At 38.1% G+C, this 24,632-nt stretch carries 18 protein-coding genes and 1 other RNA gene; 12 read left to right on the top strand and 7 right to left on the bottom strand.

Annotation, left to right across the window (positions count from 1 at the left end; genetic code table 11):
• Positions 1 to 63 precede the first annotated feature (63 nt).
• The 3 genes from PLEUR7319_RS0117030 to PLEUR7319_RS0117020 all read left to right on the top strand — a co-directional run bounded on the left by PLEUR7319_RS0117030 (position 64) and on the right by PLEUR7319_RS0117020 (position 3,901).
• Positions 64 to 1,506, top strand: a complete 1,443-nt coding sequence (locus tag PLEUR7319_RS0117030; protein WP_019506427.1) for a phosphoglucomutase/phosphomannomutase family protein — start codon at positions 64 to 66, stop codon at positions 1,504 to 1,506.
• 391 nt (positions 1,507 to 1,897) lie between these two features.
• Entirely contained in the window at positions 1,898 to 2,485 is a 588-nt protein-coding gene (rdgB, locus tag PLEUR7319_RS0117025) for an RdgB/HAM1 family non-canonical purine NTP pyrophosphatase (protein WP_019506426.1), read from the top strand.
• 210 nt (positions 2,486 to 2,695) lie between these two features.
• Complete coding sequence (locus tag PLEUR7319_RS0117020) at positions 2,696 to 3,901, top strand: homocysteine biosynthesis protein (RefSeq protein ID WP_019506425.1); 1,206 nt, start codon at positions 2,696 to 2,698, stop codon at positions 3,899 to 3,901.
• A 24-nt stretch (positions 3,902 to 3,925) separates the two neighbouring features.
• On the opposite strand, the gene PLEUR7319_RS35800 is transcribed toward PLEUR7319_RS0117020, so the two are convergent.
• Positions 3,926 to 4,663, bottom strand: a complete 738-nt coding sequence (locus PLEUR7319_RS35800) for a hypothetical protein (protein ID WP_192816070.1) — start codon at positions 4,661 to 4,663, stop codon at positions 3,926 to 3,928.
• 356 nt (positions 4,664 to 5,019) lie between these two features.
• On the opposite strand from PLEUR7319_RS35800, the gene PLEUR7319_RS0117010 reads away from it, so the two are divergent.
• The 4 genes from PLEUR7319_RS0117010 (at position 5,020) to PLEUR7319_RS0116995 (ending at position 9,969) form a co-directional block, all read left to right on the top strand.
• Positions 5,020 to 5,862, top strand: coding sequence for a lipopolysaccharide assembly protein LapB (locus PLEUR7319_RS0117010; protein WP_036798976.1), 843 nt, complete (start codon positions 5,020 to 5,022; stop codon positions 5,860 to 5,862).
• 47 nt (positions 5,863 to 5,909) lie between these two features.
• Positions 5,910 to 6,551, top strand: a complete 642-nt coding sequence (locus PLEUR7319_RS0117005; RefSeq protein WP_019506422.1) for a 1-acyl-sn-glycerol-3-phosphate acyltransferase — start codon at positions 5,910 to 5,912, stop codon at positions 6,549 to 6,551.
• Between the two features lie 796 nt (positions 6,552 to 7,347).
• On the top strand, positions 7,348 to 8,379 hold the full coding sequence (locus PLEUR7319_RS0117000) for a hypothetical protein (RefSeq protein WP_019506421.1): 1,032 nt from the start codon (positions 7,348 to 7,350) through the stop codon (positions 8,377 to 8,379).
• A gap of 231 nt (positions 8,380 to 8,610) precedes the next feature.
• Positions 8,611 to 9,969 carry a hypothetical protein gene (locus PLEUR7319_RS0116995; protein WP_019506420.1) on the top strand — a complete coding sequence of 453 codons (1,359 nt, stop codon included), beginning with the start codon at positions 8,611 to 8,613 and terminating at the stop codon, positions 9,967 to 9,969.
• A 64-nt stretch (positions 9,970 to 10,033) separates the two neighbouring features.
• Here PLEUR7319_RS0116995 and rppA read toward each other — a convergent pair whose 3' ends face one another.
• Positions 10,034 to 10,711, bottom strand: coding sequence for a two-component system response regulator RppA (gene rppA / locus PLEUR7319_RS0116990; RefSeq protein WP_019506419.1), 678 nt, complete (start codon positions 10,709 to 10,711; stop codon positions 10,034 to 10,036).
• 90 nt (positions 10,712 to 10,801) lie between these two features.
• Here rppA and PLEUR7319_RS0116985 point away from each other — a divergent pair, with 90 nt between their 5' ends.
• Both PLEUR7319_RS0116985 and PLEUR7319_RS0116980 read left to right on the top strand, forming a co-directional pair.
• Positions 10,802 to 11,983, top strand: a complete 1,182-nt coding sequence (locus tag PLEUR7319_RS0116985) for an aldo/keto reductase (protein ID WP_019506418.1) — start codon at positions 10,802 to 10,804, stop codon at positions 11,981 to 11,983.
• Positions 11,984 to 12,316: 333 nt separating this feature from the next.
• The gene (locus PLEUR7319_RS0116980; protein ID WP_019506417.1) at positions 12,317 to 12,799 is read left to right on the top strand and encodes a DUF4168 domain-containing protein; all 483 of its coding nucleotides are present in this window, start codon (positions 12,317 to 12,319) and stop codon (positions 12,797 to 12,799) included.
• A gap of 663 nt (positions 12,800 to 13,462) precedes the next feature.
• On the opposite strand, the gene ssrA is transcribed toward PLEUR7319_RS0116980, so the two are convergent.
• Positions 13,463 to 13,849: a transfer-messenger RNA gene (gene ssrA / locus PLEUR7319_RS38920) on the bottom strand.
• 230 nt (positions 13,850 to 14,079) lie between these two features.
• On the opposite strand from ssrA, the gene hemB reads away from it, so the two are divergent.
• On the top strand, positions 14,080 to 15,063 hold the full coding sequence (hemB, locus tag PLEUR7319_RS0116975; RefSeq protein ID WP_019506415.1) for a porphobilinogen synthase: 984 nt from the start codon (positions 14,080 to 14,082) through the stop codon (positions 15,061 to 15,063).
• 76 nt (positions 15,064 to 15,139) lie between these two features.
• On the opposite strand, the gene PLEUR7319_RS40755 is transcribed toward hemB, so the two are convergent.
• The 4 genes from PLEUR7319_RS40755 to PLEUR7319_RS0116950 all read right to left on the bottom strand — a co-directional run bounded on the left by PLEUR7319_RS40755 (position 15,140) and on the right by PLEUR7319_RS0116950 (position 19,948).
• Complete coding sequence (locus PLEUR7319_RS40755) at positions 15,140 to 15,298, bottom strand: hypothetical protein (protein ID WP_019506414.1); 159 nt, start codon at positions 15,296 to 15,298, stop codon at positions 15,140 to 15,142.
• Between the two features lie 193 nt (positions 15,299 to 15,491).
• Complete coding sequence (gene fusA, locus PLEUR7319_RS0116965) at positions 15,492 to 17,579, bottom strand: elongation factor G (protein ID WP_019506413.1); 2,088 nt, start codon at positions 17,577 to 17,579, stop codon at positions 15,492 to 15,494.
• Positions 17,580 to 17,957: 378 nt separating this feature from the next.
• Positions 17,958 to 18,545, bottom strand: a complete 588-nt coding sequence (locus PLEUR7319_RS0116955) for a GDYXXLXY domain-containing protein (RefSeq protein ID WP_019506411.1) — start codon at positions 18,543 to 18,545, stop codon at positions 17,958 to 17,960.
• An 11-nt stretch (positions 18,546 to 18,556) separates the two neighbouring features.
• Positions 18,557 to 19,948 (bottom strand): DUF2157 domain-containing protein, encoded by a 1,392-nt coding sequence (locus PLEUR7319_RS0116950; protein ID WP_019506410.1) that lies wholly within the window; start codon positions 19,946 to 19,948, stop codon positions 18,557 to 18,559.
• Between the two features lie 105 nt (positions 19,949 to 20,053).
• Between PLEUR7319_RS0116950 and PLEUR7319_RS0116945 the strand changes: the two genes are divergently transcribed.
• Positions 20,054 to 21,364, top strand: coding sequence for a hypothetical protein (locus tag PLEUR7319_RS0116945; RefSeq protein WP_019506409.1), 1,311 nt, complete (start codon positions 20,054 to 20,056; stop codon positions 21,362 to 21,364).
• A gap of 427 nt (positions 21,365 to 21,791) precedes the next feature.
• Positions 21,792 to 24,614 carry a replicative DNA helicase gene (dnaB, locus tag PLEUR7319_RS0116940; RefSeq protein ID WP_019506408.1) on the top strand — a complete coding sequence of 941 codons (2,823 nt, stop codon included), beginning with the start codon at positions 21,792 to 21,794 and terminating at the stop codon, positions 24,612 to 24,614.
• Positions 24,615 to 24,632 lie beyond the last annotated feature (18 nt).

Genomic DNA, 24,632 nt, shown 5'->3' with positions numbered 1-24,632 from the left:
TCAAACTACTGAGAAACAGTTAATCTGGAAAGTGTTATTTTAACTCATTAAATTCTTGATTTTATGGCTTTTACTGTTAATCCAATTAAGTTTGGTACAGACGGCTGGCGTGGGGTAATCGCCGCTGACTTTACTTTCGAGCGAGTAGCTACGTTAGCACCTTTAGCAGCTCAAGTTTTGGCTGAAAATTATGGTGACACTGCTGCTAATCGGACAGTAATCGTTGGCTACGATCGCCGTTTTATGGCAGAAGATTTTGCTCAAGTTACCGCAGAATCTTTGCAAGAAGCTGGATTTGATGTCTTGTTATCGGAGTGCTTTGCTCCTACTCCTGCTTTTAGTTGGGCAGCCAAGGCTCATAATGCTTTAGGGGCAATTGTGATGACAGCATCTCATAACCCGGCTGCTTATCTGGGATTAAAAGTTAAAAGTGCCTTCGGTGGTTCAGTACCTCCAGAAATTACCGAGCAAATCGAGGCGATGATCGGCAAGACCTTACCCCAAGCAGAAAAGCCAGGAAAAATAACGAAATTTGATCCTTGGATAAACTATTGTCAGGGATTGCAGCAAAAAGTCAATATTACAGCTATTAAAGAAGCGATCGCCTCAGACAAACTGAAAGTATATGTAGACGTGATGCATGGTGCTGCAGCTACAGGTTTAGAACGTCTTTTGGGCTGTCCTGTAGAAGAAATTAATAGCGATCGCGATCCTTTATTTGGTGGTGGCGCACCCGAACCCCTACCAAAATATCTTCCAGATTTTTTCCGTGCCATAAAAGAAGGAGCCAAGCAACACCCTGATAGCATTAGAGTTGGCTTAGTATTTGATGGTGATAGCGATCGCATTGCTGGTGCAGATGCCGCAGGTAATTTCCTTAGTTCTCAAGTATTAATTCCCATCCTGATTGAACACCTAGCACAGCGTAAAGGTTTTACAGGAGAAATTGTGAAAACTGTCAGTGGTTCAGATTTAATTCCCCGCCTGGCTAAACTATATGGACGCTCTGTTTATGAAACACCAATTGGTTATAAATACATCGGTGACAGAATGTTGAATGCTGAAGTGATGATCGGTGGAGAGGAATCTGGCGGAATTGGTTATGGTACCCATATACCAGAGCGGGATGCTCTATTATCAGCTCTTTATATTTTGGAAGCAGTTGTTGAGTCAGGAGAAGATTTGGGTGCTATTTATGCCCGACTACAACAGAAAACCAATTTTACAGCTCACTATGATCGTATTGATTTGCCTTTAGCTAGTATGGATGTACGTTCTAAATTATTGGAACGTCTAAAAAATGATACTCCTCAAGAAGTAGCTGGGATGACTGTTGTCGATTGCCTGGATGTCGACGGCTACAAGTTTAGGATGGATGAAAATACTTGGCTACTCATTCGTTTTAGTGGGACTGAGCCAGTATTACGTCTGTATTGCCAAGCTACTACTATGCCAGAAGTTCGTAAAATTCTTGAATGGGCAAGAGATTGGGCTAATTCGGTTTAATAAGCTTTTAGCTTTCAGCTCTTAGCCTCTGAGTAAAGATTTTTGTATTCTACGTTTGATGTGGATTAATAATGTCTTAATTCTGAACTATTCTGTTGTTAATTTATCCTTCAAAACTATATTTGTCTCTGGGGGAACTTTCCCCCAGACCCCCTGTTGGGGAAGTGACGACTTCCCCAAACCCTTCCTCGCGCATTCCCTTGCCCAGATAACGCTCCTGGGTAAACGTCTTACGCCGACGCGGGGTCGCTCGTCTTCGTAACTAAAGTTCAGTCAAGATATCTGCTTTCCTAGCTAATTCTTACTGGAAATGAAGAGTTTAATCCAGATAAGACGTATTCTGGAATGGGGCAGATAGTTAATCTATTTTTTGAGGTTTTCAGATTTATCTATGAAAAAGTTGGTTGTTGCTACGGGGAATCCAGGAAAACTAAAGGAGATGCAGGAATATCTCACGGATTTACCTTGGCAATTGGAGTTAAAGCCGGCGAACTTAGATATAGAAGAAACAGGAACTACTTTTATTGCTAATGCCCGTCTTAAAGCCTCAGAAGTAGCAAAAGCCTTGAAAAAATGGGCGATCGCCGATGATTCTGGTTTAGCAGTAGATGCTCTTGATGGTGCTCCAGGTTTATATTCGGCACGTTATGGTAAGACAGATAAGGATAGAATTAACCGTTTACTAGCTGAATTAGGCGAAACAACTAATAGACAGGCAAAATTCATTTGTGCAGTAGCGATCGCCAACCCTGATGGCAAGATTGTTTTAGAAACCGAGGGAATATGTCCTGGGGAAATATTATATTCTCCCCGAGGTGATGGCGGTTTTGGTTATGATCCAATTTTTTATGTACCATCTCAACAACAGACCTTTGCGGAGATGGCTTCAGTAACAAAAAGTGAAATTAGTCATCGTGGGGTGGCTTTTGCCCAATTAATGCCTCAATTACAAGAATTGTCCCGCAATGTTGCTAATTAACCAAATTCAAGCATGATTAATCCGAGCGATCGCTTGGTTGTTAAACCCCTCTAGAACTCCGATAGAATAGGGTTATTACTTCGCTAAGCTGATAGCTAAGAGCTAAAAACCGATTGATAAACAACACACAGCCTTAACTTGTCACAAATGCTTCGCTAGTATAAAGAGCAACCGTTTGTGATAATTGCTGGTTGAGTTGAGATATTTATAATGCGGACAATCGCGGAAATCAATGACAAGATTAGCCGGGGTCAGGTAGTTGCCTGGACCGTGGAGGAAGTCAAAACCAAGGTCGCCAAGTTGGGAGTTGAAGAGGTATTTAAACAGGTAGATGTTGTCACCACAGGAACATTTGAACCAATGGAATCTTCTGGAGCAATTATCAATCTGGGACACACAGATCCGCCAATTAAAATTCGTCAGTGTTGGCTAGATGGCATAGTAGCTTATGCTGGCTTTGGAGCGGTAGATCTCTATCTTGGGGCAACTGCCATGGCTGATTATAATCTCAATGAAACCGACCCTAACCTGAGGGAAGGAGTTCCCTGGGAAAGAGGAGGGGGGCATGTAATTGAAGATCTAATTGCTGGTAAATCAATTCAGTTAAAAGCGATCGGTCAAAAAACTGATTGTTATCCTCGGGCAATTTTGGAAAATACGATTACCAAAGATAACATCAATCAATTTTATTTATTTAATCCTCGTAATCTCTATCAAAACTTTATTGTGGGGGTTAATGGCGGCGATCGCCCTCTATATACTTATTTAGGACCATTGCTACCCAGATTAGGTAATGCCGTATATTCTAACCCTGGGGCAATATCTCCATTAATCAACGACCCAGAGCTAAATCTAGTCGGTATAGGCAGTAAAATCTTTTTGGGTGGTGGAATTGGCTATGTTGCTTGGGAAGGAACACAACATTTTCCACTCCAAAAACGTCTTCCAAATCTTACTCCAATTGGTCCTGCTGCTACGGTAGCTTTAATTGGGGATGCCAAACAAATGAGTGCGAGGTGGGTTAGAGGATGCTATTTCAAAAACTATGGTCCCTCTCTAATGTTAGGAGTAGGGATAGCATTACCTGTACTACAGGAGGAAGTAATACACAACTGTTCAGTTGTCGATCAAAATGTTGTTGCTCCGGTAATTGATTTTTCTATACCTCGACGAGTTCGTCCGACCTTTGGCTTAGTTAGCTATGAACAGTTGCAAAAAGGTCATGTAACCATTGATGGCAAACTAGTTCGTGTCGCTCCTCTAGCAAGCAAATATCGCTCGCGCCAAATCGCCCAGGAATTAAAACAATGGATTGAAACAGGGAAATTCACCCTGACTGAACCAGTTGCTCCCTTACCTAGGGATCGCACTTTTATGCCTCAGGATACCAACAGATCTATAGTCTCCTTAGATTGATTTGGTTGGGACTAGTGCATCTACCTAATTTTTTGTTTTCTTTTTCTGTAAAACTGGTCGTGCAGTAGGGCTAGGTTTGCTTGGGCGCGAAGACTTAAGCTGAATTTTTTTGCGGTTTTTTTTGAATTTTGGTTTACGCTTCTGAGCAAAGCCTAAGTCGGTGCCTTCTTCGATAATTAAATTTTCTCCTTCCAGACGGACTTTTAAATCCCAAAAACGTTTTAGCGGTTTTTCTCCAGGAATTCCCTGTAATTTGAGTTTGAAAAATTTGGGCTTATCTCCTTCCTTACGAGGAAATTGCTTGATTTTGACAATTACATGATTTTCCTCCGTGGAGTAGAAAATAACTTCTCCTCTGATCGAAAAATAACCGTGTTCGGCTTCAGCACCGGAAACTTCCTGCTCATCAGTATTTTGACTCAAAGTCTCTGGCTCCCATACACCCACGATTTGAACATGGAGACGTTCTTCCTGGGTCTTAGTTCTCGGATAAACTACCCACAAATGCTCTTTTTCCAGATCAAGATGATTTTTAATCAAACTGATAATGCGACCAAGTAAAACTGCCTCAATTTCTGCTCCGTCAGTAGTAACCAAGGTACCTTGAGTCATCTGTTCTGCGCTCTGTTTATACTTAGCCTTAATTAAGCCAATAGCGCGATATTGTCGTGGATGCGAAGGAGGGGGAATTGGTTGCTGTCTCTCTGGGGTAGACTGGGTTTCTGTATTGGATGGGACAGAATCTTGAGATTGTTTAGACATGATAGATTTGGTCGATTGATTGGCAACAGCGGAAGGTTTATTAGGATTCTTAAAGTCGTTTTTTTGAGCCAAATTCATAAGTCGATTTGATAGCGGAAACGTTACTCAATGTAAGAGAGATTAAGTTGCACAAGAGATCATATTCTATACTTTCATGGAAGTTAAGATAACCCTCAATTTCTATATGTTAGAGATTCCCACGGAACTTTTTTGCCGCAGTCTGTTACGATCGCTGACCGAAATAAAGTCTTGAGCCATTGGCTTCTATGTCTAGGATAAACGATACTAGAATCGGCATACAGACCAAAGTAATCAAATAAAGTATAGTCTGCAGATCGTAATTTAGTGTTAAGAGCATGAAAAAAAAACATAGCAGTTGGATTTATATCGTTATGGGAATAATGTTATTTTCCTTAATAACTGTTTCCGCTCTTCCTTTAGTAGGAAGTGTTGTTAGCGGAAAAGACTTGGCTAAGAATGCTGATAGCGAAGTAATTGTCCTCTCTCAACAAGAATTAACTAAGTTAGAAGCCGAAGCCTCTGGTTATCAAAAAGTTTTGGAACGAGAACCAAACAACGACACTGCCTTAAATGGTTTACTAAAAATTAGATTACAGCAAAAAGATATTCCAGGGGCGATCGCACCTCTAGAGAAATTAGCGAAGCTTCATCCAGAGCAAACAGAATATACAATTCTGCTAGCCCAAGCTAAACAACAGATGACAGATTATGAAGGGGCAGCTATGGCTTACAATCAAGTTTTATCTGGTCACCCTGGTGATATCTATGCCTTAGGTGGAATGACGAATTTATATGTAATTCAAGATCTGCCTGAAAGAGCGATCGCCTTGCTGAAAAAAACTATTAAATTGGCTGAGAATGACGATAGCCAAACTGCAACATCAATTGACAAAGAAGCAGTGGAACTTTTGCTGGGAGAACTTTATACCAATCAAGAACGATACGGAGAAGCGATCGCTCTCTATGATGAATTAAACCAAGCCAATCAAGATGATTTTCGTCCTATTTTAGCCAAAGCATTAGTATTAGAAAGACAGGGAGATTTCAAAGCAGCTAAACCAATTTTAGAAAAAGCTTATGTTGCTGCCCCAAGCGCATATAAAGACCAAATTGGGAATCAAATGGAGCAACTGGTTCAAGAAATCAAAGAAGCTGAAAAACTTCAAGATCGTGACTAAAGCATTATATAGTTAGAGATCGGCAAGTTATTAATTGAGAGCAGTTTGTGGAAAGGAAAAATCGAGAACCATTTGCCAGTTTGGCACTCTACCATCTGTTGAAGTGGTCGGTGGTTAGCCCTGCACTACATACTTACTTTAGGGTCAAAATACATGGAGCCGAAAAAGTTCCCCAGTCTGGGGGATTAATTGCTGTCAGTAATCATGCTAGTTATTTTGATCCACCAATTCTGTCTAATTGCGTTGGTCGTCCGGTAGCTTTTATGGCTAAGGAAGAATTATTTAAAATCCCCGTATTTAAGCAAGGAATAAAGCTCTACGGAGCTTATCCCGTCAAACGCAGTACGGGCGATCGCGCAGCTATTCGTGCAGCAATGACGGCAATTGAATCTGGGTGGATAGCAGCAGTTTTCTTACAGGGTACTCGTTCCGATGATGGCAGAATCACCGCTCCTAAACTGGGTGCTGCTTGGATCGCTGCTCAGGCTCAAGTACCTTTGTTACCCGTCAGTCTTTGGGGAACAGAAAAAATTTTAAGTCATGATTTCCCTTTACCGAAACCCATACCCTTAACTGTGAGGATTGGCGATGCGATCGCTCCTTCCAATTCCACCAGTAAAGAAGATTTACAGACTGTAACCAATCGATGTGCCACCATAATTAATTCTTTGCACGATTTAGGTAGGTAATCTGGATGAATATACTAGTTATCAGCTATCAGCCATCAGCCAATTGGGATATTTCAAAGCTTTACGAAGTTAGTACACTTTTTATCGCCTAAAGGGGGTTCGGCACAAGCACGAATTTCTATATCTTTGCCTGGAGCCATATCCGCATAATGTCTTTGCCATTGATCTACAGGAACAACCGCAGCTCCATATTTTGTTCCTTGACGATCCTCTATATAGTGAGTTGAAGATGGTATTGATCTACTCGGTTTAGGTAGCGACTTGAAGTTTACATCTCAACCTTTTCTTTTCTTCAATTTTCTCGTCGAGCTCACGTTTGTCAGATTATGCGAACAGAATCCTGATGCCGATCATTATATAAGAAGTAAAGTCCTGGCAGAGATGCTGGGACTGATTTACTAAAGTTGCTCAAAATCAGCAGCTAATAGTTAGAGAACCCACATTCTTTGATCTGGTTAATGCGGAAAGCAAATAAGTTTAGAACTTTTTCCATAAATTGGAAGGTATTGATAATTACTTAGCTTGTCAAGATTATAGATTTAATCAAAATTTTGCAATATCAAGCAGGCTTACTTGACAATAAATCAGCTATTTAGTGATAGCTTTTTGTATATGGTACTATCTTTTTCTGCTGAAAATATTATCAATTTTTTTTATTTTAGTCAAGATGATAATTAATTTGTTTTTGGGAATTATAAATATAACGAAACTAGAAAAGTTTGATCTTCAATAATATTTCTTATATTAGAAAAAATAGGAATATCACTCGTTTTCTTGTTGATATTTGGAAAAAAATATGAACAATAACTTGATTGCAAACAAGATTTTACCTGGTGTTTTTGCTTGTACAATGATTTGGGGGGCAAGTAATTCATCTACCATAGCTCAACCCAATTCATTTATTCACAAAAAAGATTTGCTCAATAATATTATTGCCAATAATTATAATTCTAAATCAACATTACCAAGTCAAGAATTGGTTGATGCTATTAGAAAAAATACTAGTAATCCCAACTATTCAAATGTTGAATATTCTGTTTTTGAAATTGACTTGAATAATGATGGAAACAAAGATGCTATCGTCTACGAAACAGGTCGCCATTGTGGTCAAGTGAATTGCCATCTCACTATTTTCTTAAACATGGGAAATAATTATAGACTTTTGGGTTCAGGAGCATATATTCTCCAAACTTTCAATTCTAAAGTAGCAATTTTGCAAGATAGCCATTCGGGGTGGATCAATATAGCAATGCCAGTTTTCAGTTTTAACCCCTTGGAATACGACAAAGTAAAAGGATGGATTACTTACAAATTCAACGGAACAGAATATGTAAAAAGTGGCACAACAAATTCAATCAATCAAACAACTATTGTGAATTTTGAAAATGCCAAGAAATTCAACTTAGCGGTGTCTGGTTCATCCAGTCAAAACACAGCTACTGAAAATAATCAGCCTGTTGCTAAAGGTTCAATTACAGGAAGTTTAGGTTATCCCTCAGAAGCTATTCCTGCTGCCAAAGTTTGCGCTCAAAGAGTAGATAACCCTTATCTTTTAAATTGTGTAAAAACTGAGTATAATCAACCAACTTATAAATTAAGTGTTACTCCTGGAGAATATTTCGTATTTTATACTCCTATTGATAGCGGATGGACAATTAAGCAACTCTATCATACTGCCGATAACACCAGAAGAAATACTACTAATAATCCTCAAACTGCAACTGTAGTCAAGGTATTGCCAGGACAAAAATTGGAAGGCATTGGTGTTGGTAACTGGTTAGCCTGTGAAGATTATAAATTTAATCAAAAATTTTGCATTATAAAATAGGCTTACTTGACTAAAAATAAGCTATTTAGCGATTGTAATATGATAAGTGCGATCGCTTTTTTGCTGAAAATATTATCAATTGTTTTTTTCTTAGTAAATATAATAATTCACATATTTTTGGGAACTATAAACACAACCAAATCAGAAAACTTTGGTCTTAAATAATATTTCTTGATTTAAAAAAACAGAAGTATTTCTCTTTTCTTGGTGTTAATACTTGAGGAAAAATACATGAAAAATAACTTGATTAAAAATCAGCTCATACTTGGTCTTGGTGCTTATGCAATGTTATTAGGACTAAACAATTTATCCGCTACAGCACAACAAAGAAAACCTACCACAGCCGAAATTCAACAGGCAAAAACTAATCTTAGTCAGCACGTACAGTCATTACGAAATAGTAGTATGAGTCACCGCGTAGAAGACTCTCGAACTCCACAACAAAAACAAGATAGAGATAGATTGGTTAATGCTTGGCAACAAGTAGACCCGCAAGTTACTCCTTTTGTAGGTAGTTGGAAAGGTTATGAAACAGTCTGGAATATCTATCCATCAAATAATAAAGGTCGTGTCTGTGTTGTTAGAAGAGAATTAGATGTCGTTACTCTAGATTTTGGTACTGTGGTTGATAATACTATTCATACCGAACAAGGTATGGTTTTTTTTAAGGAAGGTAATTATCTAGGAATTGGCACAATTGCTAATAACCAATTTAGACAGATTAACGATCTTCCACTTAACTCTCCAGATTCTCTAAAAGAGCTATATTCATTTAAAACTATCAACGGTTTACCCCCTTCTTCGAAAATTCTTAAATCATATGCCAAGGCTGATTGCACCGCTTCCTTCCCGAGCCAAAATTATGCTAAGCAAACAACTATTCAAGAATTAGCAGATGGTGACTATGTATATGGAGAAATACCTTATCCTGACGTTTATGGGATTCCATACACATCTTTTCGCAAGTCAGGCAATCTTATTACAGGTACCACCCAGTATTTAGATGGATTATATTGTTTTGAAGGAACAATTGAAAATAATACCTTAATTAATGCTACTACTTTCTCTCAGGCTGTTGGAACCAAGCCTGAAATAAAAAGAAATCAATCTATAAGTTTAAATGAACTGTATCACATTGATAACGCCAATACAGAGAATGTGATGCGGAGCGTCGAATATTGCATGACTGAAATTGCTCATAGCAGCACACCCTCTCCGCAACGCCAAATAAGAATCCCAGACTCATTTAAAGTTGCTTTAGACAATGGAATGAAGACAGAGTTAGTAAAAGGCAAAGATGGTTACTATACTTGGTTTGTAACAAATTACTTTGTATCGGGCACTTGTCTTGGTTTGAAAGAGAATAAAAACCCAGCGAAAGTACAACTTGCTACGTATAGTTGTAACTCCAAGAAGAAAGCTCGTACTTGGGAAATAGTAATGGCGAATAACAACACTGGCTTTAAAGTTAAGTTGCCAAATACTCCATACTGTCTTGCCGATAATGTTGGGATAGTAGACTGTAATAGCCCGAAAGCCACGGTTAAGGATTTAACTTCCGAACAATTAAATTCTTGGCGTTCTCAATGATAAATCTTCAGTAATTTAAGAATCTTACAGGCGATCGCTCTTCTCATCTGGCGATCGCTTTTCCTTAGTTAACACCAAAGCGATATCCCTTTCCGTATACGGTATGAATCAAAGGTGTTTCTCCTTTAATTTCAATTTTACGTCGCAACAAACGTACTAAAGCAGCTAATACATTACTGCTAGGTTGTTCTTCTGCTTGCCATAAATAACTATGAATCTCGTCATGAGTTAATAAGCGATCGGGATGCTGCATAAAATATTTTAACAGCTCGATCTCTTTTTCCGACAGGTCGATCGCTTTACCTCGGCGATAAACTACTTGATTTTCGATGTCTAATTCTAAATCTGCCACTTTTAGGCGATCGCTACTGCTAGTTTCTAAAGTAGAGCGACGCAATAAAGCTCTTACTCTGGCAAGTAATTCCCTCAGTTCAAAGGGTTTAACTAGATAGTCGTCTGCTCCGGCATCTAAACCATCAACGCGATCATCTACAGTATCTTTAGCAGTTAAAAACAAGACAGGAGTGGTTAAGGATTGCGATCGTACCTCACGACAAATTTCTAATCCTGATTTATGTGGAAGCATCCAATCTAAGATTAATAGATCATACTGATTTTGGAGGGCTAATTCCATGCCTGTTACCCCATTATCCGCAATATCAACCTCATATCCTTCTTGTAATAAGATTCGGCTTAAAGGATCGCTTAATTCGGTTTCGTCATCTACTAAGAGAATTTTCATATAATCAGCAAACCATTCCTGTCATCATCAAATAATACCTAAAATAATATTTGTAGAGATCAGAACAAAAGAAAAGACACTAGTTTGGTTATGCAATATCGGCGATTTGGTCGCACAGAATTACAGATGCCCGTTTTCTCCTGTGGAGGAATGAGATATCAATATAAGTGGCAGGATTTGCCCCAATCCCAAATACCCGAAGCTAATCAGCGCAATCTTGAAGCTACAATTCGTCGTGCTTTTGAGCTTGGTATTTATCATATTGAAACCGCTAGGGGTTATGGTAGCTCTGAGATGCAGTTGGGACAGGTATTACCTCAGTTACCCAGAGAAAAGTTGATTTTCCAAACTAAGGTTTCCCCCAAGCCCGATCCTCGAGAATTTCGCCGTCAATTTCAGCAATCTCTTAACTTTTGTCAATTGGAATATGTAGATTTGCTGGGGCTACATGGCATTAACAATAAAGAGATTTTTCACAATAGTTTGCGTCCTGGAGGGTGTTTGGATGAGGCTAAAAAACTCAAAGCTGAAGGCAAAGTAAGACATATTGGCTTTTCCACCCATGGTTCAACCGAAACAATTACTCAAGCGATTGAAACTGGCGAATTTGACTATGTTAATCTCCATTGGTACTACATAAATCAATGGAATTGGTCAGCTATAGAAGCCGCTCAGCGTCAGGATATGGGAGTCTTTATCATTTCTCCTTCTGATAAGGGAGGACATCTTTATAACCCTCCTCCAAAGCTCGTAGAATTGTGTCAGCCTCTTAGCCCTATGGTCTTTAACGATTTATTTTGTCTATCTCATCCTCAAGTACATACCCTGAGTTTGGGTGCAGCTAGACCATCAGATTTTGATGAGCATTTAAAGGTTTTGCCCTTATTAGATAAAGCAGATCAAATATTACCGCCAATCTTAGAACGTTTAGAACAAGAAGCGATCGCTGTATTAGGTAAAGATTGGCTGGATAATTGGCAAGTTGGTCTGCCTAAGTACGATAACACTCCTGGTAATGTCAATATTCCTGTAATATTATGGTTGCGAAATTTAGCTTTAGCATACGATATGACTGAATATGGCAAGGCACGCTATAACCTCCTCACAAATGCTGGTCATTGGTTTCCAGGCGCCAAAGCCGACAACATAGGGCAATTAAATCTTCAATCTTGTTTGACAGCAAGTCCCTATAAGGAGGTAATCCCTAATTTATTAAGAGAAACAGATCGTTTACTTGGAGGTACGACCGTTAAGCGTCTATCTCAAAGTTAATTAAATCTTATGCAAAGCAATTTTCACGAATTTTTTTTCAATTGTTAAACCCCGTCCACATTGAAAACTGGAGTTTTGCTGGTTAAATAAAGTTTGAGTTAAAAAAATCAAGAACAACTTGTTAATTGCTACTTGTTACTTGTTACTTTCTCGAACAGTTACATTTAAAACTACAGGTTTCAAACTAGATTCGGTTTAGCAGGCGGTATTGGTTACTAGTTAAATACCGTTTGATTGAATTTTAGCTAAATAATTGAAAAAACAGGAACTTATTGTCAAGAAATTAACTCAAAATAATTAGCAATCTTTTTGATACCAGCAATTGTCTCAATTATGTTAAATGTTAATTTGACTTTACCTAAATTAAATAAAATATATCTGCATATTGTATGTAGTAGTATATTGGCAACTAGCGGATTGTTAAGTGGCTTGATTCCTGAAGTATCAATGCATTCGTTATCTGTCTCTTTTATGGCTCATGCTTATGCTCAACAATTTACGCCAGAAGAAACAGAAAATTATGCTAGAGCAGGCTATCAAGTAGAGCTATTAAGAAGACAAGTCTATAAAGAAATTAAAAATATTATTAATGAACCACCACCAAATATAGTTTGTGATCAACAAGAAACTCTGCAAAACTTAAACTCAAATGTACGTAAAATTGCGGTTCGGTATTGTAATGAATCTCGGCAAATTGTTCAACAAAATAATTTGAGCATTAATCGTTTTAATGAGTTGAAAGCCTACTATGATCGCCGAGATGATTTTTACCAGAAGGTACAGAACATTTTGCTCAAAATCCAGAATTTAAATTAGTTATTTGAATTTAATTATCTTAATTTGCTTATCTAATATTTTTGAGACAAATTAAAAAGGGGTTCTTATAGTGTGAGTCAATTTAGATCACTAATAGTCAGTATATTCACTGAGATAATTTATAATTGGGATAATTTATGGTAGTCCCATTTAAATTGAAAATTACTGTAAATGGGCAGGCAATAGGGAATAAGCAACAGGCAATTTTTCTCTCATTTCATTTAAGATTGCTGTATAAGTTGATTTGACTAGTCAATCAGAGAAAAATGACCTTGACTTGTGTCATCTAGATGCTTGAAGTTAAGGTCATATAATTGAGGTCTAGAAATATATATCTATCTTAAGTCCTAACAGCAACCCTCGCTTCTTTTCTTTTTTTTAAAACTTGATGAGTGTAAACATAGAGATTGTCCTTAATATTGCAAGAGGACAACTGTTAAACAGGTCAAAAGAGAGCTATCTAGACGTTATAGTGAATCCAGATAACTACTATGTACTTAATGATGTTACGCAAATCAATGAGAAATCAATAGTTTGAACAAGGTATGAAAAAAAGAGCCAGAAACCCTTTTCCCTTTTTCCCTTAACCTTTCCCCAGTCTTAACAAATACATTAGTGCGTAACATCAGGTACTAAGTATATTTAATCGGATAATTTAGTTGATAATGGAGCCGAGCAGAGTCGAACTGCTGTCCAGACTGACTATTCACTTGCCCATTCATTCACAGGTTTAGCTCCTCTAATCCTCGGAGCAAGAACCATCACTTATCCCTGATGGTAGGATTCTCTAATAAAATCTTTTCCGCTTAGCCTACTAGAGAAAGCTAATTTGGAGCATCCGTTGGGGTTAATCTTCGATCCTTAACGGAGTCAAACCGAAGACAAGCAAATCTAAGTTAGATTTAGGCAGCTACTGCCACGCGCTTGAAGGATACGATGTTGTTTTTAGCATCTATATTTAAGTTTGAGTCTGTATTTACGAGATGATACTCACTCTCGACCTGTATCACGAGTCAGCTTTTGCCAACCTGTCGAAACCTTTACGGCCCCTTGTTTTGTTATCTATATTATTGTAGCTAATTTTCGTCACTGCGATCAGAAAAATGCAGACCAAAACATTAAAAAACATTGAGTAGATTTGTCAATACTATGGACGATAGCAAAATTCGTTTTACACTAGTAATTCTACTAACGCGTAATACTGACCTCCTAAACATATACAAAGTAAAAGTTAGTAAGATTTTGCTGTTTTAAATTTTCAACTTAGTATCTAAAATCTTATGTTTCCCATCAATCGTCCTCGCCGTTTACGCCAACATCCCCAATTGCGTCGCATGGTGCAAGAAACGGTAGTTACCTCTAGCGATTTGATTTATCCTTTATTTGCTGTTCCAGGTGCTGCTGTAGCCCAAGAAGTTAAATCGATGCCTGGAGTATATCAACTTTCGGTTGATAAAATCGTCGAAGAAGCCAAAGAAGTCTATGAGCTAGGCATTCCAGCCGTAATTTTATTTGGTATTCCTGAAGATAAGGATACTGAGGCTACTGGTGCATGGCATGATTGCGGTATTGTGCAAAAAGCTGCCACTGCCATTAAAGAGTCTGTTCCCGAATTACTGGTAATTGCTGATACTTGTCTTTGTGAATATACTACTCATGGACACTGTGGTTATTTGGAGACAGGGGATTTAACAGGACGAGTTCTAAATGATCCTACTCTAGAATTACTCAAAAAAACTGCCGTTTCTCAGGCGAAAGCAGGAGCTGATATCATTGCCCCGTCAGGAATGATGGATGGGTTTGTCAGAGCAATCCGAGAAGGCTTGGACGATGCTGGTTTTCAAGATACGCCAATACTTTCCTACGCTGCTAAATATGCCTCTGCTTATTATGGTCCTTTCCGCGATGCAGCTGAATCTTCTCCTCAGTTTGGCGATCGCCGAACATATCAGATGGATCCGGCTAATGGTACTGAAGCACTCAAAGAGATTGAATTAGATATTGCAGAGGGGGCAGATATGCTGATGGTTAAACCAGCCCTGTCATACATGGATATTATTTGGCGAGTTAAGGAAGCAACCAATCTACCCGTAGCTGCCTACAATGTTTCTGGGGAATACTCGATGGTTAAAGCAGCGGCTTTAAATGGTTGGATCGACGAGAAAAAAGTAGCTTTAGAGACATTAACTAGCTTCAAACGTGCAGGTGCCGATTTAATTCTCACTTATCACGCTAAAGATGCAGTTCGTTGGTTGAATGAATAATGATTGATATGATTTAAGTTTTCAGCTAAGACACATCATTCATCCTTTTAAGCTATTAGCTATTAGCTAATAGCTATCAGTTTTTAATTAAATGGATGATTAAAACTACTAGAAAACTTTCCAAAGTATTAATTTTATCTTGTCTTCCCATAGTTTCCAACTCATCGCAAATTGCGATCGCGGCTTGAATATCTCCTTGGTATAGCTTCTCTTTTAGTTTCAAAATCTCTTCCATTTTCGTTGTAGCCAGAGTTCAACTTAGATGTAACTTTAGAAACTTTAAGTCCCATCCAGTAATTAATACCAGACGGGACTTAAATTTTAATGATGACTATCGTTCAATTGGATCGTGGAGAATAATCAAAAGCTTAAAGCTTTACGCTTAAGACATTAGCACTATCAACTCCAGACGAATAACTAGTAATAGTTTATGCTTTAGCTGCTTGACGCTCTTTAGCTTCAGCAATTACCTCTTCAGCAACATTCTTAGGACAAGCTGCATAGTGAGAGAACTCCATCGAGAACTGACCACGACCAGAAGTCATAGTACGCAAGTCACCAATATAGCCAAACATTTCACTCAAAGGGGCTTCTGCTTTGATCCGAACACCCATAGGAGTAGAGTTTTGAGACTTGATCATGCCACGACGACGGTTAAGATCGCCAATTACATCTCCCATATGGTCTTCGGGAGTAAATACGTCTACATTCATAATTGGCTCAAGGATCTGAGGCGCAGCCTTGGGAATAGACTGACGATAGGCAGATTTAGCCGCAATTTCAAAAGCGATCGCGCTGGAGTCTACAGGATGGAAAGCACCATCTGTTAAAGTAACCTTCAAATCCACACAGGGGAATCCCGCCAAAACACCTTTTTCGAGACTGTTAGTAAAGCCTTTTTCCACCGCAGGCCAAAATTCTCTGGGAACATTACCACCAGTAACTTTGGACTCAAACTCAAACCCAGAACCAGGTTCACCAGGTGCAATAGTGTAATCAATTTTCCCAAATTGACCAGAACCACCAGACTGTTTCTTGTGGGTATAACTATCAGTGATTGTCTTAGTAATTGACTCACGATAAGCTACCTGAGGCTTACCTACTTCAACTTCAACTTTGTGGGTACGTTTAAGAATGTCCACCTTAATATCTAGATGCAGCTCACCCATACCTTTGATGATAGTTTCACCACTTTCATGGTCGGTTTCCACATAGAAGGAGGGATCTTCCTGAACCATTTTACTGAGGGCAGTACCCATTTTCTCGGAAGCACCTTTATTTTTGGGTGTAACTGCGATAGAAATCACAGGATCGGGGAATACCATCGGTTCTAAAGTTGCAGGCTCTTTGGGATCGCACAAGGTGTGTCCAGTTTGAACATTTTTTAGACCAACAATTGCAATAATGTCCCCTGCTTGGGCTGAACTAATTTCTTCACGAGAGTCAGCGTGCATTTCTACCATCCGACCAACACGTTCAGTTTTTCCTGTAGCAGTATCTAAGACAGATTCACCTTTATTCAGGGTACCCGAATAAATTCGAGTAAAGGTCAAGGCACCATAGCGGTCATCCATAATCTTGAATGCCAAAGCACGTAATGGTTTTTCGGGATCGACAATGGCATAGTTACCCGTTTCGTGACCTTCCAAGTCAATCTCGGGTTGGGGATTAACTTCTGTGGGGTCAGGCAGATAGTCAACAATCGCATCTAGTACTAGCTGTACACCCTTATTTTTGAAGGAAGAACCGCAGTAGGTAGGAAAGAAGGCTAGTTCCCGTGTTCCTTTACGGATACAAGCTTTTATTTCATCAATGGAAAGCTCTTCACCTTCTAGATATTTTTCCATCATGTCATCGTCTTGCTCGATCGCAGTTTCGATTAGCTGTTCGCGATATTCGGCTACCTTTTCAACCATGTCCGCAGGAACATCCTGAATTTCATAGTTTTCTGGTAAACCAGAATCATCCCAGATCCAAGCTTTTTCAGTTAGCAGATCCACAACACCGACAAAATCATTTTCGATACCGATAGGCAGAACCATTACTAAGGGAGTGGCAGCCAGAATGTCTTTGACTTGATTACAGACGCTATAGAAATCAGCACCGGTTCGATCTAATTTGTTGACGTAAATAATTCGAGCTACCTTGGAATCGTTAGCATAACGCCAGTTAGTTTCAGACTGAGGCTCAACCCCACCCGAACCACAGAACACACCAACACCGCCATCTAGCACTTTCAAGGAACGATAAACTTCAATAGTGAAATCTACGTGACCAGGAGTATCAATGATGTTTAACTGATGGTCTTTCCAGAAGCAGCTTGTAGCAGCAGACTGAATCGTAATACCACGTTCTTTTTCCTGATCCATGAAGTCAGTTGTTGCTTCTCCATCATGAACCTCACCGATTTTGTGACTTTTTCCAGTAAGTTTGAGGATTCTTTCAGTTGTCGTGGTTTTACCTGCATCTACGTGAGCGAAGATGCCGATGTTCCGATATCGAGTAAGGTCTTTCATTTTCGTTTATATATTTTGATTATTACAAACCTCGCGATCGCCATTAAGTGCTATTTAAGAGGTGGTGGACTGTTGCTTCCGTAACCGCTAGGGCTTGGATATCAACTGTGCTGGAATGTGTTATGCAGCCAATCTAATTGCTGATGGCAACAGTGCCAATTATAATGCTAATTGTTAAATAATGATAAGCTATATTGACTCCCAATTGGGGTTCAATTGAAAGAAGTAAGATCGTAATTCCCGAACTTTTCCAGAAATATATCTCTATCTGCTCTGTTTTAAGAGAAATTGATACTTGGGACATTTTTTAATACCAATGTCAGAGTTATCGTCAAAAATTGCAGTATTCTATTTGCTCAAACCATTACTTGCTGGTACTTAAAAACGATAGTTTTGTTGACCAATCCATAAACTTAGGGGAACTGCATTACCCCAGCGATCAACTTTAACTTCTACGACAAAAGCTCTTCTACCATCGGGTTGACGCTGTAATTTACTAATTTCTTGATTGATCTTGTCTCTCTGGTTTTCTGGCATATAGTAGGTTTCCAAGCCATAGGTAGCAGTTCGATAGCTGTCAATTTTTCCTTTGATAGCGATTCTATTTTCTGGAATGTTGCTCGGTATTTCTGAAGTTATTTCTATTGCTTGCCAGGGAAGTGGAGGAGTAGTTGAGCTAGGAGCAGATTGCAAAATCACATAAAATTGCTCCCCTCTGGTTAAATCTTTGCCTCCAGGAAGTTTTTTGAGAGCATCAACTTGGGAAATATCGTAACCAAGAGTCTGCGAATAACCCCGCAGAAAATCATAAGGATCTACGGGCATAGTTTGAATTACTGCTTTAGTGCCAAAATTATAGGTATAGACACTCCTGATAGGTATGAATAGTATCACTGCTAGTTGCAAGCTAAAAGGTAATAAAAATCGCCACAGAGGAAAATTCCTAGAAGATAGAGAATTAGTCATGTCTCTTATAGTTAGCTATTAGAAGAATTAAATCTACGTAAGTAACGCTCAAACCAAAGTCCTGCCAGAATCACTCCCGCACCACAACCAAAAAAAGCGATCGCTTTCAGAATTAAGCCTGTATTGTATTCCAACATCCGAGAAAATATTTGTAATGAAATTAAGATAATCCCCAGCCAAAAATTAAACCTTCGTCCTTCGATAACAGATTGACGAATTAAATTTAATCCCAATAAAAATAGCAATAAATTAAAAATTATTGTACCTAATTCATTTAGGGGACTAATACTGAAGTTAAACCACAGTAAGAAGCCTAAAATAATGATAATTATCCCGATGTAAGCAGAATTACGATCTAGTCTCCAGGATAAGTTATTATTTCTCCTCAATCCCAGCTTCCACCACGCCCAAATTGAGAAAATCACAAAAACAATCGGTGCAACCAACAATGACCAATATTCAAAATCTACAGCATAACTAGATTTTCCAGAATCCAAATTATCCCACCAAAAATTAAACGAGCCTAAATAGAAAAAAGAACCTAAATAAAAAATTGCCAGTTTACGATTAATTGAGTCAAAAGAAACGGCCAAATCAAGATTGGAAAATAGTAAAGAATCTCGATAACTCCAGAGAAATGCAGGAGGAAGAATAAAAACTAGTGGTGCGATTAAACTGTGAGCAGATAAACCAGAATTATCTAGATATTGCCACAAATTTATTTCTAAAGCCAAAGTAATTAAAACAAAACTTAGACCAAATAGCCAACGGGAGCGACAAAAGTATGCCAGAGGTATAAATAGCAAAGCAATGATTAAAGGCATTTGCTGTAATTCTTGCCCGAATAAATTACTCCAATCAGTAAAGTTCGCAATACCCGTCAAGTAGGCGATCGCCATTAAAATAATCGCTAGCAAACCTAAAGACTTCAATCTCAAACCAGATACCATTCCCCACACTCCTAAACCCCAAATAAAGTAGAGCAGATGGACTGAACCAGTCTGGTGAAACATTTGGGACATCAAGCCTATATTCGCTCCCATACTTAATGCTCCCAGAAGCAATAATCCCTGTCCTAGTCGTGATTTAGAATCTTTAGGCGATTGCCATAAATAGAATCCCGTACCGTTAGTAGCGATAAATATACCTAGCAGCAACAAAACTTTGATTGGTCTTGACCATGTTTGCCAGTTAGCAGCAACAAAGGTTATGACTCCCAAACCCAGGAGAATAAAACCTATGCCGATAACGATTAAGATAAAGCGATCGCGAGAAACTGATTCTAACTCTTCCAATCGATAACGAGTTGCCAACCGATCATATATTTCTGGACTGATTAATCCCTCAGCTTGCCATTGTCGAGCTTCTTGGCGTAATTGATATCTAAATTTTTCTGAAGCCATAATTCAGAAACGAATAATTTTCTAAATATAAGCGTGTCGGAACTACTGTACTATCATATAGTACTTTTTGATCTGTACAATTTTTTATTGATAAAAAAACAGCTTATGATACGGCTATCACAAACTTATATTGATTTACAAGAATTACTAATAAAGCCAAGAGAAAGAGTCAACTTTATCTTGAAATTTGTTCTCATTGCTAGTATTGGCAATCTGGCGATTTTTTACTTTTGTCGTTCCGCAATCAACCTTTTTGAGCGTGAAAATAATTTACTATCTTCTATATTTGGTGGATTGATTGTAGTTTTTATCGTCGGTTTATTTGTTGGTACATGCAGTGGTATCTTACAGCGGCTTACATTGCTCAAATATCTTAAGCGAGAGTGGATAATTGCGAGTGCGATCTCTGGTATCTATTTTGGAGTAAAAATACTACGCTCCTCTCTCAACACAATGATTGTTCTGTATTCCATTCAAAACACCACCGATCTGAGTTGGGTCTCAATTCTAGGTTTGGTCTTAGCCATTTTGAGCATTGCACTTTTAATTCTCCAAGGAGTTGTTCAAAAATTTTCTTTTAAAACCAATATTAAAGAAGCAAACTGGTTAATATATTTACCTCTAATTGCAGCTTATTTTTCTGGCTTTCAATATTTGGCGATCGCCATAATATTATGGTTTATTTTTAGAAAAAATATCAAAACTACTAAACAAATCATTTGCTATTTACTAGCCGTTAAGTCAATTGACTTGATAATGTTCTTGCCTATAATACTGAATTGGTTACCAATTAGTAATCAACTGCGTGTGACTTCAGTTTCTTTTATTTATCAAATATATCAATGGCTAGCTTTTCCTGACTTTGGTTATATTCAAAATATTTACACTAGTTTTTACAGCATAATCTCTTCAATTTTAATTTTTAGCACGATTCAAGGGGTAGGAATTTGTCTGTTACACCGCAAATATCCAGAGAAGTTTTTTAGTTTAGATAAATCTTCTATATTTGCTTTAACTACAGACCTGAATAGTTATGCTAATGTTCAGTCTACAATCAAGAAAATTAATTCTCGGATTAATAGCCTGTGGCAGGGAGATTTTAATTCTCCATTTGATTTGATATATTGGCTGGCAGTTCGATTAGATGGTTCGGTAATTGCTTATCACCCTATTAATCAAGTATCAAAAGATAATTTTATTAATACTCCATTAGATTTATTAAAAGAAGATCTTGTTCAACCATCTAATATCAATCTTGAAAAAACAGCAAAGTTACAGATAACTTTTTCACCTCCAGGAGCAATGAGAGTCAATTCTCTTTCAGGAATTCCTTTCAGCTTGTTGGTTGTCTGCACTTATATAATATTAATTGCAGTTAGCCTTATTTTGACTTTGAGCTTAGAAAAGATATTTTAATCAAGATTTTTAATAATTACGCTATTTATTTACGCATAACTTGACCGAAGTTTATCTTATAGCGGTTCTCGTATTAATGAGATACACCTTGGTGGAGTCAGGGAATAGGGAATAGGGAATAGGGGTTTTCAGGTTTTTGACTAAGTTTATATTTGTACCTCACTTATTTGAGAACCGCTATATTTGCCCTCAATTACTAATTATTGATTGAGGAAAAGCGATCGCTTTTGGTAAGAAACAAGATATTTTTAATTATCCTCTAGGATATGGCAACAACTACAACAACAAGCTTTTCTTTGGCTAGTTCAAATTTATCCTGCTAAAATCAATCTGATTTAATATTTTTGATTAATTTTAGAAAATTAATCGCACCACCAGAATATTTGTTCTATCTTGATTAGGGATGAGTGCAAGTGATAGTTAACTGATGTCAGAAATAAATAATTTACCGCCAGCTAATATTGAGGCGGAAGAGGCGATTCTGGGTGGTATTTTGTTCGATCCCGAAGCAATGACTAGAGTAGCGGAAAGAATAGTTATAGACGCTTTTTATGTCAAAGCTCATCAAGAAATATATCAGGCAGCGTTAACTCTCAATAGTAAAGGCAAATCGACAGATTTCATGTCTGTCAGCACTTATCTAAGCGATCGCGATTTATTAGAAAAGATTGGTGGGATCACTAAATTGGCACAGTTACTTAACCGTACTGTTTCGGCGGTTAATATAGACCGCTATGCCAACCTGATTATGGAAAAGTATATCCGTCGTCAGTTAATCACCGCAGGTCACGAAATCGTTGACCTCGGTTACGATAACACCATGGACTTGGAAAGTATTTTAGATTCAGCCGAACAAAAGATTTTCCGTCTGACCCAAGAAAGACCTCAGGAAGGTTTAGTACCCATTGCGGATACCTTGGTCAATACCTTTAATACCATTGAAGATTTGCACCAAGACACAGCTTTACCGGGTATTCCTTCGGGTTATTACGATCTTGATGCCATGACCAGTGGTTTTAGTCGTTCCGACTTGATTATTATTGCTGGTAGACCGTCAATGGGGAAATGTTTAGCAGCTAATTCGGAATTGGTTTGTCAAGATGGCAGCATGAGGACAATTGAAGATATCTATCATCGTCGTCAAGATTCTCTCTTAACTCTTCAACCAGACTATCGATTTGCTTGGACAAAGCCATCTAATTTTGTCGATGATGGAATTAAGCCTGTTTATCAGGTGACTACTCGCCTGGGAAGAAAAATCGTAACTACTTTGACTCATCCTTTTTTGACAATTGAAGGTTGGCAAAGTCTAGAAAAATTGCAATCAGGCGATCGCATAGCTGTTCCTCGTCAAATTAATGTGTTTGGGAATAAAATTATCTCCGTTGACAAAGTAAAACTTTTAGCATACCTAATTGGAGATGGTTGCTTAACAAAAACCTGCCCAGAATTTACTAATAATAATGAACTGTTGAGAAAAGACTTTTCTCAGGCGATTTCAAGTTTTAAGGGGCTTTATGTAAAAGAGTATGACTCTAATGGCACTAGAACAACATCAATCAAAGTAAGTAAAGATAAGGCTTTTCTTGATTGTAATCGACAAATATTTGCTAATAATTTACAGCAAGCTTTTAATAATCAAGATTGGTCTGTTAATCAATTTGCATCTTTACTAAAAGTAAACTCTTCTCTGGTTAGACTTTGGCTTAAAGGTTCTTGTGTTCCCAACAAAACAACTTTTGATCACTTATGTAATTTGCTCAGAGTCGAACCTCAAAATCTTGCACCATTTGGCATATTGGCTATTAGTAAAAATAGTCCTAATGCTCTGACCTTATGGCTAAAAGAATTAGGTTTATGGGGCAAAAATGCTCAAGCAAAAACTATTCCCCAACTTATTTTTACACTGCAATCCCCTCTCATAGCTTTATTTCTCAATCGTTTATTTGCCACTGATGGGTGGGCATCTGTCTTAAAAAGTGGACAATCCCAATTAGGTTATGCCACCGTCAGCGAAAAACTAGCTCGACAAATACAGCATTTGCTATTGAGGTTCGGGATTATCTCTTCTCTTAAAAATCGCTCAGTTAAATATAAGCAAGATCGTAGACAAGTATGGCAATTAGATATTACTGATGCCAGTTCCATCAAGACCTTTATCGATGAAATCGGCATCTTTGGTAAGGATGAAGCTACTAATGCCGTTCGTGAAGCAATCTCCAAAAGAAAATATCAGACGAATCGGGATCTAATTCCCGTAGAAATTTGGCAAGAATTAAAGCAAGCCAAAGGAGCAGAATCTTGGACGGCTTTAGCTAAACGTTCGGGAATTAAAGGATATAACAATATTCATGTAGAAAAAAAGGCATTATCCAGAGCAAGATTATTTAAACTAGCCTATGCTTTGGACAATATCCCTCTGCAAAACCTAGCCACTAGTGAAATTTACTGGGATGAGATTATCAGCATTGAAGCCATCGGCAAACAACAAGTTTACGATTTAACTATTCCCGAAACCCATAACTTTGTTGCTAACGATATCTGTGTTCACAATACTGCTTTTGCACTTTGTGTCGCTGCCAATATCGCTAAAGAATCCAAATTACCGATCGCTATATTTAGCCTGGAAATGTCTCGGGAACAATTAACTCAGAGATTATTATCTGGTGAAGCCAAAATTCCCAGTAACCGCTTACGTTCAGGTAGAATAGCTCAAAACGAGTATGATCCTTTAGTCGCTGCCGTTACCAGACTTTCAGAACTACCAATATTTATCGACGATACAGCTAACTTAACGGTAATGCAAATGCGATCGCAGGTGCGTCGTCTCCAAGCACAACAAAAAAATCCTCTGGGTTTAGTTTTGATTGATTATCTTCAATTAATGGAAGGCGGAGATAATGATAACCGCGTACAACAATTATCTAAGATGACTCGCTCTCTTAAAGGTTTAGCTAGAGAATTAAATGTGCCAATTGTGGCTTTATCTCAGCTAAGTCGTGGAGTCGAACAAAGAACTAATAAACGTCCTATGTTATCTGACTTGCGTGAAAGTGGCAGTATTGAACAAGATGCGGATTTAGTGATGATGATCTATCGTGACGAATACTATAATCCCGATACGCCAGATCGCGGTATTACAGAAGTTAGTATTGTTAAACATCGTAATGGTCCAGTTGGCACAGTTAAATTACTATTTAATGCTGAACTTACTAAGTTTGATAGTTTAGCTAAACCAAGCGGATACTAAAATTTATCACTTTATTTC

The sequence above is a fragment of the Pleurocapsa sp. PCC 7319 genome (assembly GCF_000332195.1).
GTDB lineage: Bacteria > Cyanobacteriota > Cyanobacteriia > Cyanobacteriales > Xenococcaceae > Waterburya.
This window is presented reverse-complemented; position numbering and strand designations above follow the sequence as displayed.

What these genes read in the sequence shown, in the direction of transcription:
- hemB (WP_019506415.1), top strand. Translation starts at nt 14,080, where the DNA reads ATGTTTCCCATCAATCGTCCTCGCCGTTTACGCCAACATCCCCAATTG.
- PLEUR7319_RS0116955 (WP_019506411.1), bottom strand. Translation starts at nt 18,545, where the DNA reads ATGACTAATTCTCTATCTTCTAGGAATTTTCCTCTGTGGCGATTTTTA.
- fusA (WP_019506413.1), bottom strand. Translation starts at nt 17,579, where the DNA reads ATGAAAGACCTTACTCGATATCGGAACATCGGCATCTTCGCTCACGTA.
- PLEUR7319_RS0117000 (WP_019506421.1), top strand. Translation starts at nt 7,348, where the DNA reads ATGAACAATAACTTGATTGCAAACAAGATTTTACCTGGTGTTTTTGCT.
- PLEUR7319_RS0116980 (WP_019506417.1), top strand. Translation starts at nt 12,317, where the DNA reads ATGTTAAATGTTAATTTGACTTTACCTAAATTAAATAAAATATATCTG.
- PLEUR7319_RS35800 (WP_192816070.1), bottom strand. Translation starts at nt 4,663, where the DNA reads ATGTCTAAACAATCTCAAGATTCTGTCCCATCCAATACAGAAACCCAG.
- PLEUR7319_RS0116985 (WP_019506418.1), top strand. Translation starts at nt 10,802, where the DNA reads ATGCAATATCGGCGATTTGGTCGCACAGAATTACAGATGCCCGTTTTC.
- rdgB (WP_019506426.1), top strand. Translation starts at nt 1,898, where the DNA reads ATGAAAAAGTTGGTTGTTGCTACGGGGAATCCAGGAAAACTAAAGGAG.
- PLEUR7319_RS0117010 (WP_036798976.1), top strand. Translation starts at nt 5,020, where the DNA reads ATGAAAAAAAAACATAGCAGTTGGATTTATATCGTTATGGGAATAATG.
- dnaB (WP_019506408.1), top strand. Translation starts at nt 21,792, where the DNA reads ATGTCAGAAATAAATAATTTACCGCCAGCTAATATTGAGGCGGAAGAG.
- PLEUR7319_RS0116995 (WP_019506420.1), top strand. Translation starts at nt 8,611, where the DNA reads ATGAAAAATAACTTGATTAAAAATCAGCTCATACTTGGTCTTGGTGCT.
- PLEUR7319_RS0117030 (WP_019506427.1), top strand. Translation starts at nt 64, where the DNA reads ATGGCTTTTACTGTTAATCCAATTAAGTTTGGTACAGACGGCTGGCGT.
- PLEUR7319_RS0116950 (WP_019506410.1), bottom strand. Translation starts at nt 19,948, where the DNA reads ATGGCTTCAGAAAAATTTAGATATCAATTACGCCAAGAAGCTCGACAA.
- PLEUR7319_RS40755 (WP_019506414.1), bottom strand. Translation starts at nt 15,298, where the DNA reads ATGGAAGAGATTTTGAAACTAAAAGAGAAGCTATACCAAGGAGATATT.
- rppA (WP_019506419.1), bottom strand. Translation starts at nt 10,711, where the DNA reads ATGAAAATTCTCTTAGTAGATGACGAAACCGAATTAAGCGATCCTTTA.
- PLEUR7319_RS0117020 (WP_019506425.1), top strand. Translation starts at nt 2,696, where the DNA reads ATGCGGACAATCGCGGAAATCAATGACAAGATTAGCCGGGGTCAGGTA.
- PLEUR7319_RS0116945 (WP_019506409.1), top strand. Translation starts at nt 20,054, where the DNA reads ATGATACGGCTATCACAAACTTATATTGATTTACAAGAATTACTAATA.